This is a genomic window from Flavobacterium zubiriense (assembly GCF_041729725.1).
In the GTDB taxonomy this organism is placed as follows: domain Bacteria; phylum Bacteroidota; class Bacteroidia; order Flavobacteriales; family Flavobacteriaceae; genus Flavobacterium; species Flavobacterium zubiriense.
Genome location: NZ_JBCFQL010000001.1, coordinates 213,739 through 228,053, shown reverse-complemented (window position 1 = coordinate 228,053; position 14,315 = coordinate 213,739). Strand labels below are relative to the sequence as shown.

Here is a 14,315-nt window from a genome sequence, read left to right as displayed (position 1 = left end):
TTGCTATTCATAGTCTATTAATAACTTTTATCCATTTGTTATTTCTCAAAAATCTTATGAATTTCAGCTGTTGTATCTACAGCTAATAAAGCTTTGGAACATTTATCTCTTAATTCCCTATCCAATAACATTTGTTTAATACCAGCATACAAACCATTAACAGAAATGGGAACAATCAAACCATCCTCATTGTTCTTGATTAAATTAGATGCACTGGCAACATGAGTAGTCACTACGGGTCTGTCAAACATTTTAGCTTCATGAATAGTCAGGCAATAGCCCTCATGTAAAGAGGTTTGCACATATAAATCACAATCTCTTAAATAAGCATAAGGATTTAATTGTGAACCTAAAAGAACCAAATTATTTCCTATATTCAACAATTCAATTTGGGGTTCCAAAACAGACTTTAAATCACCGTCCCCTATAAGATACCATCTAAAATCAAAACCGTCTTTATCCAACCGCCTCACTACTTCAGGAATCATATCCTGACCTTTTTCTTTAGAAAGTCGTCCTAAAGTAACTATACGCAAGCCCATAAAATCGTCTGTAAAAGAATTTCCTTGAAACGCCCTACTCACTAAATCCTGTTTGCTAACTATATTTCGGAAAACATTTGACTTGTTTTTTAATCGAGGAAAAACTTGATCAAATATTTTTTTCGCATTATCAGAAACACAAAATATTTTGTCAAAACCAGAATAATATTTATTGCCAAAATTTGTATTTAATAATACCTCACGAACATCAAAGTGAATCCATTGGTATTTTTTTGGAGCTTCAATATGCTTTAAAACAAAGTAAGAAATAAAATCAGAAGGTCCTGCAAAAGCAATTGCCACATCAGCATTATAATTAGATTTATAATCCTTTAGTGCAGTTATATAATTATAATACCAAGATTTTGAAATTTTCACTTTTACATACCTTAAAATAGTATTCAAAGCATTCCAAAACTGTCCTTGTTTTAATTGTATTTTGGTTAAAGCTAATGGAGGTTCAAAAATAACTGGCTTTATGTTCTCAAAAACATTTAAGATTTCAACATGAACCCAGGTTGGTATTTCATTTCTTAAAATACCTCCATCTTCTAACAATAGTAAAGTTACTTTTATATTATTATCAGCTAAGGCATTAATAAAAGACAATAGTGCTTTTTCAGTACCACCCAAATTCATTTTATGTGACATTAAGAGTATGTGCTGCACTATTCTTTGTTTTTAAAAAAATTCATCTTTCAAATTATTAATTATCTCAACAGATATCTTAAATTCAAAAGTATAATTGTTTTGAAATTATTTAAGCTAAAAAAATGATTTGGGTTGGAGCTTAATAATAGAGTATTGTATCTGAAAATATGATTCAAAGCTGACGTTTTGTATCCTGCTTCACTCAAAGATTTACTTCTCATTAAAAATTGTTCAGCCTTCCATTTTTTTATTTCTTTGATAGCTCCTTTATTGGCTAAAAAACTATAATATTCAATCATATTATCTAAAGAGCTAATGCTCATTTCAAACCTCTTATCATCACTGACTTTACTCCAAACCCCAACATCACTAACCCGGTAACAGGCTCCATTAAAATCAAAATAATGAGTGGCTCCTAATTGATGCAAACGATATATTAAAAAAGTATCACCATTCTTAGCTTTTTCGAAATAATGGTAAAATGTATCATCAAAGGATATATTTCTATACAACAAGGTTTGAACAAATGTATCTTTATCTGCTTTAGTAGTTTGTTGATTTTGAATTAATACTTCATCATTTTCATTTACTACATTCCTATCATGGCAACACATTATATAGTTTGAATGCTGCTCCATAAAATCAACTTGTCGTTGCAGTTTAGTAGGCTCTGTCCAATAATCATCCCCTTCGCATAAGGCAATGTATTTTCCTTTAGCTTGCTTTAATGCCCAAATAAAATTAGGCATCATTCCTATATTCTTTTTGTGTTCTTTGTTTACAATATTTATGTTCGAAGGAATTGTTTCGGTTTGTAAAATAGCATCAATTTCTTCAGCTGTTTTGTCTGGAGAGCAATCATTAGCAATAATAAGTTCTACTTGAAAATTTACTTTTTGTTCTAAAACTCCCTTTATGGCTTGCTTAATAAATTTTTCATGTCCATAAGTTATCATTACCACTGTAACCATCGTATTGCTCATTATAAATTTCTTTTAATAACAGCCGGAACTCCGGCAACCATAACATTTTCAGGAATATTTTCACGAACTACTGCTCCAGCCGCAATAATGCTATTTGATCCAATTTCTACATCCGGAAATATTATAGAACCTGCTCCTACTTGTACAAAATCACCCAACTTGCATCTTCCTAATAAAGTTACTCCGGGAGACAATTCGCAAAAATTGCCAATTTGTACGTCATGGGCTATTATTGAATTATAATATATCATTGTACCTATTCCTATTGTTACATCATTACTGATTCTAACACCTGACAATATATTGCATCCTGGGTCAATTTCAACTCCAAAACTTCCTATTTCTGCCTGTTTGCTTATTGTAGATTCAAAGTAACCTCCCAATGCTTCAAATTTTTCAAATAATTTAAATCTAAGCTTCGGATTACCTATTCCTAAAGTGAATTGACTACCACTTTCTTTAAAGTATATTTTTGCTTCCAACTCACTTTTCAATACTCGAAATTTGCTGTAAAGCATTGTTGGACTATCATGACTTACATCATCATAAAAACAAATTTTTTCATTTGCTCCATTTTGATATATGATTTCCAAAACTTCTTTTGCAAAGCCTTTAGCACCTACAATAAGCATTTCACTATTTATTTTGAGCGTTAAGTAATAAATTACAGATCAAATCGACTTCTTCAATTGACAAATCATAATACAAAGGCAAACACAAAACCCTACTCGAAATATTTTCTGTTTCGGGTAATGATTGCTCTTCAACATAAGGAAGGGATTTAGACAAGGAAGGGTAAAAATACCTTCTTGTAAACACCTCATGTGTTTGCAAGAAATTGTAGCACTTTAACATAAGTGCTTCTGATTCAAAAACAAGTGGATAATAAGCATAATTATTCCTTGAGTTTTGATGCCATTTTGGCTGAACAGCTTTTAAAGCTTTTAATTTTTCATTATAACGCTCCGAAAGTAATTTTCGCTTTTCACTAATACTATCAATAAAAGTAAGATTTGTCAAGCCCATAGCAGCATGAAACTCTGAATTTTTACCATTTATACCTAAGGTAGCAAAGGCTTCAGGACCATCAAAACCAAAATTACGAATATAAGCTAATTGCTTTAAAAGCGTTTCATCTTTCGTAATAATTAGACCTCCTTCAATTGAATGATATAACTTAGTAGCATGTAAGCTACAAGTAGAGATATCGCCATATTCAAATATGGACTTTCCTGCAACCTCTACCCCAAAAGCATGAGCAGCATCATAAATAACCTTAAGATTATGTTTCTTAGCAATTTTGTCAATAGCTTCTACATCACAAGGATTTCCATAAACATGAGTTGCCAGAATTGCAGATGTATTAGGAGTTATTGCTGCTTCGATTTTAGATGGGTCCATATTTAAACTCAATGGATCTATATCTACAAAAACGGGCTTACAAGCTTCCCATACAATAGAACTAGTAGTGGCTACAAATGAAAATGGAGTTGTAAGTATTTCACCTTTCAAACCCAAAGCTTTAATCGCCATTTGAATTGCTATGGTTCCATTGGTAACAAACAGCAAATTCTTGACTTTCAAAAAATCTTTCAATTTGAGTTCTAAATCATTTGATAGAGGTCCCATATTAGTAAGCCAATTGCGCTGCCAAATGCCTTCAACATATTGGTGGTAATCTGAAATTGGTGGTAAAAATGGTTTAGTAACTAAAATCATAAGTTTAAAATAAATTATCAGAAAGATTATTAACTTTTTTTGGGGAAATAATAGTTTTTAATGGTTGCCAATAAAGGAATAAAGTATTGAAAACTTAATTTTGTTTTACTCAAAATTGTAGGCAGTTCCTGAATCAATACTTTTTGTTTAGATACAGTAATCAAATAATAAATATACACCATATATCTTGTATATTCCACTGCGCTAATGCCTTCCTTTCCAAGATCTTTATAAACTTCTGCTAATTCGACTACAGCTTCAAAACGTTTTAAATATTCTTTAGGAGTAACTGTATGGGTTTCCTGAGCTTCATGAATTCGCCAATGATAAACAGGCTCATTATTCACAATTATATCGCCAGTAGAAATACATTTAAGAAAGGAAAAATAATCGATATCTAATAAATTTCGATTGTATACGTTGACACTTTTGGCTTTTTCAGTATTATACAATTGGGAACCATGAGTAAATCCAAAATCATGCTGAAGATGAGCTAAATAGTCTTTATTATGAATCAAATAGGTATGCTCATTCAGCATTGTTTTTGCTATTCCAGATTCTTCTAATTTTTGAAGCGAGGTATTGCCTTTATAAAAGGCAATTTGATCCTTATTAAATTGCTTAATGATGGTTATTGCATTTTCTACGAACTTGTTATTTACCAAATAATCATCTCCATCTAAATTCATAAACCACTCCCCTTTTACTAGATTAAAAAGCGTAGCACTATAATTAGCAACTCTTCCTAAATTAGTTTCATTCCTATGAATAAGGACTTTCGGATTATTTTTGTAATCAGTCAAAAAATCAAATATATTATAGTCTGGAGAACAATCATCAGCTATAATAATTTGCAAATTATCATAAGTTTGAGCTAAAGCTGAATCTAAAGCTTCCTTTATAAATTGCTTTTGATTATAGGTAGGTATTTGAATGGTAACAAGTGGGAACATTAGATAGTTTAATTAAATTATTTTGCAGATTATACTTTTTTCATATTCATCATCTAACAACTCTGCTGTGGGTTCAAAAGAATCATCACCAAAATATTTATACTTTAATGGTTGTTTATATGTTGCATTAGATATACACCATTCGTATTCTACATCAATATGTCCAAAATCCAATGCTCTAATTCCAAGCTTTGCTAAATCATAAGCAAGAATCGTAGCTGTTGGACCTAATGCAATAATGACAATTTCGTCTTGATTCCAAGACTTTTTTGCTATATCTAAAATTTCTTCGTATTTGTTAAAAGCATTGAAAGAAGGAGCTATTATTCTTCGTATTGATGAGGTTTTGGAAAAAAAATCACTCCCAATGCCTAGTCGACTTTTTTCACCTTCAATTATCAATATACTTTTATTCACCCAAATTTGTTTGATTTTTTCAAATTGACTTCTAGCTTTTGATCTATCCTCTATATCCGCATATAAACGGGTTACACATGAATCGTAATATATCTTACTTCTATTAATACATTTATATATGATATGGCTCTTCTTCAATAAAAATTTTCTAACATAACGTTTAGCATCCTCTCTAAAAATTGAATTATTTACATAAACATAAGGTAATCCCGTAATATGATTTGGCAAATCATTATCATTTAGAACTTGTTGAAGTTTTAATGTTAATTCTTTAGAGTTTTCTTGAAATATGATACTCCCACCATTGAGCATACCAATTTCTCCATCTCCAAATCTACTAAGCGAAAAATTTCCAGATAACAACATATCAATTGTCTCATCTGCATTCTTTACATTTAATTGCTTTCTAAAGAAGGACATTATAAAATTGTAAACTTTAATTAGAAATTCTAAAACATCTAATACAATATAATATAATTTAAGAATATTTTTTTTCATTTATAGAAATTTTATATGTCAAGTAAAAAAATACTGATATTTATATACCTATCGAAACTGAAAATCGATTGGAAAAATCTTATTTATATTTTAAATTTTTAAAAACACTTTAAGTTTAATTTGTATGTAATTTTTTTATCAAAGTGATTTAATTTTTTTAAACAAAAATTTTATAAAATGTATAAATTTTACACAACTCCTTAGCGTTATGTTTAAAATTATGATAAAAATTTAAAATCGAAAAGACTTTATTTTCTTGTGATATTAAAACGTGTGTATTTCATATAACTTTCATACGTTATAAAATGAAAATCTAACTTTAAATCAAATCATTGTGAAGGATTAAAAAACTTTCAATACCTAAATCTTTAATCTTTATTTACCAAAATCTACACTATTTTTACTTTACTATTTTTGGCTTTCATCTATTATTACTTTTATCATTTTAGATGTTTTAACAGCCCCAATTGTAGATACATGATCTCCATCTGGAGTAAAACAATTATCTTTTAACTGTAATTTTGAAAAATCAATATAGTTTAAATGATTCTTTGCCACTATTTCAAATAATTCATCTTTATATTTTTTCGGGATTTTTTTATAATAATATTCATGTAAAGGTGTATTAACCATAACTAAATGAACACCCTGTTTTTTACAAAGACTAATAATTTTATTTAAATAATAAATATTAAATTGCGAAAATGAATTCAATTTACCGTTATTAAAATATTGAAATTTCAATCTTTTATTCATCGAAGAATCAACAGCAAAGGTTTCGCTAAATTGCTCTAAATAACCTCCAATAAAAGGGTAAACTTGTCCATTAAAAACCTGATAAAAACCAATATTCAGAACTTCCCTTAAAAAAGACACAAAATTAGCCTTATTCCAATAAATCAATCTCAATTGCTCTTTCCAAGGTAAAATAAAGAAATATTTAGGTGCAACTGAAGCAGAATAATCTCCACTTATAAATCTTTCATAATAATTAGACAAACTATGAAAACTCAAACCCAAATAAACATTTTTAATAGAAGGATTCTCGTCTAATAAATATTTCAATTTAAAGTATGAAAAATAAAACGATTCAGAAGCAATACCACAATTTAAACTTTGAGGTATTAAATTATCATTAAAAGTTTGTTGAATATGTGAATCTCCAATAAAAAGAGAATTAATATCCGGTTTTATCTTATAATCCGTTTTTACTAAAAAATTTAAACCTATAAGAACTACCAGAATAAATATTACAGGGATTGTTAGAAATACTACTACTTTTCTTAAGAATTGAGACATGGTTTTATTAAAAACTGAAAATAACTTAATTATTGTTTTCTCCATTATTATATGTAGTTTAGTTGCAAAATAACCGAGAACAATGTATTTAATCTCAAAAAGTCGAACTAATGAATAAATTTTGAAACTTACGCAAATGTCAAATTAAAGCCTTTCAACAACTTTTTCGGTAATATCTTGTTGTACAATTTCACTTTGTTTTTCTAACATTATTGCTTCTTTTATTTTTTTTGCTACTAGTTCTGATGCTACCGGAGACCAATGAGAATCATCAAAATAATACAAATCTTTTTTTGTATTTAATTGCTCTGACAATACTTCTTTTGAATCTATATAGAGGTATTTTTTATTTAATTTTTTGAAATTATCAAAAAAAACAGGTTTTAGTAGACTTTTCTTATCAAGTATATAGTCATAATACAGGCTGTATTTGTCAGGACAAGGTAAAAATATAAGTTTTATGTTTTTCTCTTTAAGTTTATCTGATAAATTGTTTAAAATATCATTGAGTTTTGTTGCGTTTTCAGCCACATTATTTTGCTTAGTTTTATCAAAATCTAAGTTATAAAAAAGTAACTCATTTGAATTGTTACTAAACAATAATCTTGTATTTAATTCAAAAACAAAAACTTGTTTATTAGATATGTAATTCTTATCAGTATAATATTTCAAAGCCGAATAAGGGAATTTAAAAATTGTAGATGAAAAAAAGTTGTCTTCTTCTTTATCTTTTGGAGTTGTATGATTAATGATTAATGAATCAATTTGCTTAATATCAATTTTACCCTTATTGTTTATATTTTTAATGTTATCAATTAAATGTCGCTCTACACCTTCTAAAACAACATACTGAATCTTATAAGTATCAAAAAAATCACCCTGACACAATTCAATTAATTTTTGAATTTGATTAAAGTTTGATATAAAGCGATTAATGTGCAAAACACTGAAATCATTGACCAAAAAATTTTGATAACCATCCTTACCTTGTTCTGAAAATGAATCACCAATAGTCAATATTTTATAGGTTTTATCCTTTGATGTTGACAACTCATCAAACATCATTTTATTTCCAGATGAAATAATTTTTTGTCGATATTCTTTATCTATCCCAGGAAGTAATCCTATACGCAATAAGTCCCCTGTATTTTCGGAGAGAAACAAAAACTTAATTATATATAGAAGGAAGAAAGGTACAATGAAAAATGCCGTTTTTGAAATAAACTTTATCATAGTTTAAAACTGGAAATAAATAAATTGTTCTCCTTTAGCTGCAAACCAAAAAATTGCAAAAATTAGCGTATAATACATGACATATCTTAGAGGAGCCTTCCAGGTAAAACCTAATTTTGAAATTGCATATTGTTCTTCCCTACCCAACCATTCTATAACTACAAAACCAACTATAAGCAGAAAAAGAAAAAGTGGTTTAATTGTAGGTACAGTAAAAAGTGTTTTAGAAAATATCCCTGAAATATAAGTTAAGGCATGACTAATATTTTCAGCTCTAAAAAAAATCCAAGCAAATACGGTTAGGGTAAATGTAAGTGTCATTTGAAATAACTCTTTCATAGTTGGCAACAATTTTCCCTGTGCGACGGTTTCCATATTATTACGGTTGGTCTTCATTATAATAGATGGCAAAATAAAAAAAGCGTTTAAAGCTCCCCAAACTATAAATGTCCAATTAGCACCATGCCAAAAACCACTGACAATGAAAATGATAAATGTGTTACGAATACGCATCCAATTGCCACCTATACTTCCTCCAAGAGGAATGTATAAATAATCCTTAAACCAAGAAGATAGTGAAATATGCCAACGTCTCCAAAATTCAGCAATATCTCTTGAAAAATAAGGAAATGCAAAATTTCTCAATAAATCGATCCCAAAAAGACGCGCTGTTCCTAAAGCAATATCTGAATAACCTGAAAAATCGCCATAAATCTGAAAAGTAAAAAATATTGCTCCTACTATTAAATTACTTCCTGATTGCTCTGCGGAATTATTGAAAATTTGATTAGCAAATTCAGCACAGTTATCAGCAATTACGATTTTCTTAAATAAACCCCATAATATTTGTCTCAATCCATCAGTAGCTTTTAAATAATCAAAAGTTCTTTCTTTTTTAATTTGAGGCAGTAAATGTGTTGCTCTTTCAATTGGTCCGGCAACAAGTAACGGAAAAAAGCTTACAAAAACCGCATAATCAACGAAATCTGTTTCTGCTTTAATTCTGTTTTTATAAATATCTATAACATAAGAAAGTCCGTGAAATGTATAAAATGAAATACCAACCGGAAGTATAACGCTAATTAATCCAGGATTTATTTTTAAACCAAAAAAAGAAATTGATTCCGTAAATGTTTCAATGAAAAAATTATAATATTTAAAAACACCTAAAAAACCTAAATTTATAATTATACTCAACCAAAACCAAAAACGTTTTCTTCGTTGATTTTCGGAATTCTGCATTTTCAATCCTGCATAATAATCCAACAGCGTTGAGAATAGTAATAAAAATAAAAAATGCCAATCCCAGCAAGCATAAAAAAAGTAGCTTGATACAAGTAATAATAAGTTTTGAAGTCTAAGGTTTTTCTTTGTTACGAACCAGTAAAGTAGAAATACTATAGGTAAAAATATCGCAAAATCTATTGAATTAAAAAGCATTATAGTTTATTATCTTTTAATATTAAACACTTAGTCTTAATTTTATATTATAAAAATTGTATTGAACTTCCAAATACTATACTTAAAATGTTTTACATCCCTTGCAAAACGGTCAAATTCTTAAAATAATCTGACTTTGTCTTTAAACTTTCAAAATCACCTGAAGCAATTATTTTCCCCTCTTCTAATAGGTAAATTACATCCGCATTTTTAACCGTTGATAAGCGATGGGCTATAGAAATTATGGTTACTTTACCCTGAAGGTATTCAATACTATCCTTGATTTCTTTCTCTGTTTGTGAATCTAATGCAGAAGTAGCCTCATCCATAATCAAAATATCAATATCACGATAAAGCTCCCGGGCAATGGAGATGCGTTGTTTTTGACCACCACTTAAATTCAAACCATTATTTCCTAAAACTTCATTATAACCATTGGGCAATCCGCTGATAAATTTTTCGATACTACTCAATTTTACGGCATTGTAAAATCGCTCTAGATTTTCTGCGGTTCTTTCTGCCCAAAAAGTTACATTATCAAAAATATCAGCATTAAAAATAGTAGTATCCTGAGAAATGTAACCTATACGGGAGCGATAGGACTGTAAGCTAATCTCATTTAAAGGTGTAGAGTTAATCAAAATAGCTCCTTGATCTACTTTTAACAAAGCGGCTATAATATTAACTAATGTTGTTTTACCCGAACCTGTTTCGCCTATAAAAGCTATCGACTTGTTCTTAACAATTTTCAAATCGACGCCTCTTATTACCTGTATATCTCCATAGGCCAAATGAATATCTAAAAGTTCAATTTCGTCTATTTTTTCTACATTTACGATACCTGTATCAATCTCTTTATGCTGAATTAAATATTTCTCAAAATCACGCATGTTTTCCATCGAACCAATGCTTCCCAAGTAAGTATTCCAAGAAATTTGTAATGACATGATGTATGCCATTGCACGATAAAACAGTACTAATATTATTAAGATAGCCGATAATGATGATTTGAATACCAATAATTGTACACCAATAACCGCACATACCACCAAAATCATAATTGGTTCTCGTATGGAAGTAATTAAACTCGTTAACTTACCCCCGCGAATCGAATTATCTATAGCAGAATTTAAAACGCTAAGCATACGGCGATTAAACAATGCATTGCGTTGTGTAGCTTTTAGGTATTTAAAATTATTCACTGATTGAATGACCAAACTAGAATATTCATGGGCGTACTTAGTATTTTCCCGAGATAAATTTTCGATATGTTTGTAAAATAAGCGATAAATCAAATTAGAGAGTAACCCACCAATAACGACTAATAGAGAAAATTTCCAATCCATAAAAAAAGCAAAACCCATATAAACAAACACAATCATAGCATTTTTAATGGTTTCTATATAGGTTCTGCAAGCACCAACTACATTATTTACTTCACCCGTTAGTGTATTTTGCAAACGACCAATATCAGAAGATACAAATTCACTAAAGTTTAGTTCACTCAGGCCTAGAGTGTTTTTTATACGCAATTTTTTAATAAAAATTTCGAGATTTACAGCCTGATAAGCCATTGTAAAATAAGTGAACAATGCTTTTAAACCAAATAGCAGCATAATTAACAATAACATCGTAATAACGTTCATTGGAAGATGCAAAAACTGAAATAAAGCACTAGTATATTCAATTAATCTGCCATTAGCACCTTCTGTATTAGTATTCCCATCTGCAATTTGTAATAATGGAATAAACATGGTTAATCCAAAACCATCCATCAATACATACAGAAAATTAAACAGAAGTAATACAAAAATTTTATTTCCTATGTATTTATAGAAATAATACAAGGTGTCCAATTTTTTAGCAATGAATGTTTTAATTTCGTCTAACATTTTCATTGTATATTATGGTTTATTTGTGTCTTCTGCTGTTCTGTATTCATTATAATTCTTCTTTCTTTCTTTTTATTTATTTATTACTCCAACAACTCTGGTTTCTCCTCTTCTAGTTCATTGTACAAATCCTTAACGTCCTGAGAAAATTCCTTTTGCAAAACCAAATTAGCATTCTCGGTAGCAATCAAAATGGTATTTTTCAAACCAATAAATGCAGTGTAATTTTGAGTACCAATAGTCATATTGCCATTGGCGTCAACAGCATGCCCTTTAGAAACTAAATAATCATAAACCGATTCAAAAGAACCCAAATCAGACCATAAAAATTGAGAGGGAACTACCTTTATTTTTTTGCTTCGCTCCATTACGGCATAATCCACACTTATAGATGGAATATCGAGAGACAAATTGAAATCTAACTTCCCTTCTACATTATTTTCCCAAGCAATTTTTGCTTTTTTGTATACTTTAGGTTTAAAAGCTTTTAATTCCTCTAACAATACACTCGCTTTAAAACAAAACATCCCGCTATTCCACAAAAAATTCTTTTTAGCAATAAAGCCTTTGGCAGTAACCAAATTGGGTTTTTCTCTAAAGGAAAGTACATTCTCTCCTTTGTATTCGATATAGCCATAGCCTGTTTCAGGCTTGGTAGGAACAATCCCAAAAGTCACAATATAACCATTAGCGGCTTTTTCAATAGCTTCACTTACGGCTTCATCATAGAGTTCTTTCTTTTCGATAATATGATCCATTGGAGTCACAATCAAAATGTCATCGGGATCAGCGGCAAAAGCGGCAAAGGCTATTGCAGCTGCTGTATTTCTAGGTGTAGATTCAACAATATCAAGATAAGGGGTATTTCTCTTTTCTAATATCTTCCTGCTCAAATGACAATTATCTACATTCCCCACTACAATTACCTTATCTGCAATAGTACTGTTACGTTCTACCGTTAATTCAAACAAAGATTTCCCTTCAAATATTTCGAGATATTGCTTGGGTTGGCTTTTCCTTGAAAGTGGCCACAACCTACTTCCAACTCCTCCAGTGAGGATTACGTGTATAGTGGTATGTTTTTTGTTCATTTTTTTCAATATTCGTTGTCCGTTGACCGATTTTCGTTGACCGATTTTCGTTGACCGTTGACCGCTGTTCGTTGACCGTTTATCGTTGACCGTTTATCGTTGACCGTTGACCGCTGTTCGTTGACCGATTTCGTTAAACGATCGACGACAGACGATCGACGAAAAACGATGGACGAAAAACAAAAATCACAACTTCCCATCCACAAAATCTCCCAAAACCCCTTTTACATCATAGATGACACTAGTTGTGTTTTGAAGTTTTGACAAATCCATAGTCAAAAACGGTGTATGTGCTACTCCTAATACAATGGCATCAAATTTTTGTCCTTCAACATCCCGAAACTTCGGGACAGGGTGACAAATCAATCCATATTCTCGCTGCACCTCTTCAGGATTAGCCAATGGATCATAAATTGTTACCGTAATTCCATATTCTTGTAATGCTTTGATAACATCTACAATTTTAGTATTACGCACATCAGGGCAGTTTTCTTTAAATGTGATACCCAACATCAACAATGTAGCTCCATTAACTGAAATTCCTTTTTTAATCATTAATTTCACCACTTGGGCCGCTACATACTCCCCCATACTGTCATTCAAACGTCGCCCAGCTAATATAATTTCAGGATGATAACCTAATTCCTGTGCTTTTTGAGCCAAATAATACGGATCAACACCTATACAATGACCACCAACTAATCCTGGTTTGAAAGCTAAGAAATTCCATTTGGTTCCTGCAGCTTCTAAAACGGCCTGGGTATCAATATCCATCAAATTGAATATTTTAGCCAATTCGTTTACAAAAGCAATATTGATATCGCGTTGGGAGTTTTCAATTACTTTGGCAGCCTCAGCCACTTTTATAGATGGAGCCAAATGTGTTCCTGCTGTAATTACCGATTGGTACAACGCATTTACTTTTTGTCCAATTTCTGGAGTAGAACCCGCGGTAACTTTGAGGATTTTATCTACAGTATGTTCTTTATCGCCCGGATTGATTCGTTCCGGAGAATAGCCCGCAAAAAAATCGACATTAAATTGCAAACCAGAAATTCGTTCTAAAACGGGTACACATTCATCCTCAGTCACACCTGGATAAACCGTAGACTCGTAGATAACAATAGCTCCTTTTTTCAAAACTTTCCCTACTGTTTCACTGGCTTTGTATAATGGCGTCAAATCAGGACGATTGTTTTTATCAACAGGAGTTGGAACCGTTACAATATAATAATCACAATCGGCTATGTCTTGTAATTCATTGGTACAATAGAGCCCTTTTTTGGTCTCTACTCCATTCAACATAAACTCTTTAGAAACTAAAACCGAATTCAAAACACTTTCTTCTACTTCAAAAGTGCTGTCTATTCCTGAATGTAACTCTTCTATTCGTTTTTGATTGATATCAAATCCTACAACAGCGTACTTTGTGGCAAATAATCGAGCCAAAGGCAAGCCTACATAACCAAGACCGATAACAGCTATTTTAGAATAATAATCCATTGATTTTATATCATTTAGCTCCTCCACGTTGATTCAATCCCAACGCTTCGCGGTTCCAACTCACATAAAATGGGTTAGAATCCAGCTCTTTTTT

Annotated in this window: 12 protein-coding genes; all 12 read right to left on the bottom strand. The window is 30.6% G+C overall.

Translation table 11 applies throughout. The features are described from left to right. Positions 1 to 38: 38 nt before the first annotated feature. Entirely contained in the window at positions 39 to 1,211 is a 1,173-nt protein-coding gene (locus tag AAGV28_RS01060; protein WP_373404976.1) for a glycosyltransferase, read from the bottom strand. Positions 1,212 to 1,252: 41 nt separating this feature from the next. Next, positions 1,253 to 2,176 (bottom strand): glycosyltransferase family 2 protein, encoded by a 924-nt coding sequence (locus AAGV28_RS01055; RefSeq protein WP_373404975.1) that lies wholly within the window; start codon positions 2,174 to 2,176, stop codon positions 1,253 to 1,255. Then, a complete protein-coding gene (locus tag AAGV28_RS01050) occupies positions 2,176 to 2,808 on the bottom strand; it encodes an acetyltransferase (RefSeq protein ID WP_373404974.1) in 633 nt (210 codons plus the stop codon). The genes AAGV28_RS01055 and AAGV28_RS01050 overlap by 1 nt, the downstream gene beginning before the upstream one ends. A gap of 4 nt (positions 2,809 to 2,812) precedes the next feature. Next, positions 2,813 to 3,895, bottom strand: coding sequence for a DegT/DnrJ/EryC1/StrS family aminotransferase (locus AAGV28_RS01045; RefSeq protein ID WP_373404973.1), 1,083 nt, complete (start codon positions 3,893 to 3,895; stop codon positions 2,813 to 2,815). Between the two features lie 29 nt (positions 3,896 to 3,924). Then, positions 3,925 to 4,848, bottom strand: coding sequence for a glycosyltransferase family 2 protein (locus AAGV28_RS01040; RefSeq protein WP_373404972.1), 924 nt, complete (start codon positions 4,846 to 4,848; stop codon positions 3,925 to 3,927). A gap of 12 nt (positions 4,849 to 4,860) precedes the next feature. Beyond that, a complete protein-coding gene (locus AAGV28_RS01035) occupies positions 4,861 to 5,763 on the bottom strand; it encodes a GT-D fold domain-containing glycosyltransferase (protein ID WP_373404971.1) in 903 nt (300 codons plus the stop codon). Positions 5,764 to 6,171: 408 nt separating this feature from the next. Continuing rightward, positions 6,172 to 7,107 (bottom strand): hypothetical protein, encoded by a 936-nt coding sequence (locus tag AAGV28_RS01030; RefSeq protein ID WP_373404970.1) that lies wholly within the window; start codon positions 7,105 to 7,107, stop codon positions 6,172 to 6,174. A gap of 99 nt (positions 7,108 to 7,206) precedes the next feature. Next, on the bottom strand, positions 7,207 to 8,295 hold the full coding sequence (locus tag AAGV28_RS01025) for an alginate O-acetyltransferase AlgX-related protein (protein WP_373404969.1): 1,089 nt from the start codon (positions 8,293 to 8,295) through the stop codon (positions 7,207 to 7,209). Positions 8,296 to 8,298: 3 nt separating this feature from the next. Then, complete coding sequence (locus AAGV28_RS01020; protein WP_373404968.1) at positions 8,299 to 9,735, bottom strand: MBOAT family O-acyltransferase; 1,437 nt, start codon at positions 9,733 to 9,735, stop codon at positions 8,299 to 8,301. 92 nt (positions 9,736 to 9,827) lie between these two features. Further along, positions 9,828 to 11,633 (bottom strand): ABC transporter ATP-binding protein, encoded by a 1,806-nt coding sequence (locus AAGV28_RS01015; protein WP_373404967.1) that lies wholly within the window; start codon positions 11,631 to 11,633, stop codon positions 9,828 to 9,830. A 77-nt stretch (positions 11,634 to 11,710) separates the two neighbouring features. Beyond that, positions 11,711 to 12,718 carry a mannose-1-phosphate guanylyltransferase gene (locus tag AAGV28_RS01010; protein ID WP_373404966.1) on the bottom strand — a complete coding sequence of 336 codons (1,008 nt, stop codon included), beginning with the start codon at positions 12,716 to 12,718 and terminating at the stop codon, positions 11,711 to 11,713. Positions 12,719 to 12,904: 186 nt separating this feature from the next. Beyond that, on the bottom strand, positions 12,905 to 14,221 hold the full coding sequence (locus AAGV28_RS01005) for a nucleotide sugar dehydrogenase (RefSeq protein ID WP_373404965.1): 1,317 nt from the start codon (positions 14,219 to 14,221) through the stop codon (positions 12,905 to 12,907). Positions 14,222 to 14,315: the final 94 nt, after the last annotated feature.

Bases quoted from the DNA above. Each gene is read 5' to 3' on its own strand.
- AAGV28_RS01010 (WP_373404966.1), bottom strand. From the start codon at position 12,718: ATGAACAAAAAACATACCACTATACACGTAATCCTCACTGGAGGAGTT.
- AAGV28_RS01045 (WP_373404973.1), bottom strand. From the start codon at position 3,895: ATGATTTTAGTTACTAAACCATTTTTACCACCAATTTCAGATTACCAC.
- AAGV28_RS01035 (WP_373404971.1), bottom strand. From the start codon at position 5,763: ATGAAAAAAAATATTCTTAAATTATATTATATTGTATTAGATGTTTTA.
- AAGV28_RS01005 (WP_373404965.1), bottom strand. From the start codon at position 14,221: ATGGATTATTATTCTAAAATAGCTGTTATCGGTCTTGGTTATGTAGGC.
- AAGV28_RS01050 (WP_373404974.1), bottom strand. From the start codon at position 2,808: ATGCTTATTGTAGGTGCTAAAGGCTTTGCAAAAGAAGTTTTGGAAATC.
- AAGV28_RS01025 (WP_373404969.1), bottom strand. From the start codon at position 8,295: ATGATAAAGTTTATTTCAAAAACGGCATTTTTCATTGTACCTTTCTTC.
- AAGV28_RS01015 (WP_373404967.1), bottom strand. From the start codon at position 11,633: ATGAAAATGTTAGACGAAATTAAAACATTCATTGCTAAAAAATTGGAC.
- AAGV28_RS01040 (WP_373404972.1), bottom strand. From the start codon at position 4,848: ATGTTCCCACTTGTTACCATTCAAATACCTACCTATAATCAAAAGCAA.
- AAGV28_RS01030 (WP_373404970.1), bottom strand. From the start codon at position 7,107: ATGGAGAAAACAATAATTAAGTTATTTTCAGTTTTTAATAAAACCATG.
- AAGV28_RS01055 (WP_373404975.1), bottom strand. From the start codon at position 2,176: ATGAGCAATACGATGGTTACAGTGGTAATGATAACTTATGGACATGAA.
- AAGV28_RS01020 (WP_373404968.1), bottom strand. From the start codon at position 9,735: ATGCTTTTTAATTCAATAGATTTTGCGATATTTTTACCTATAGTATTT.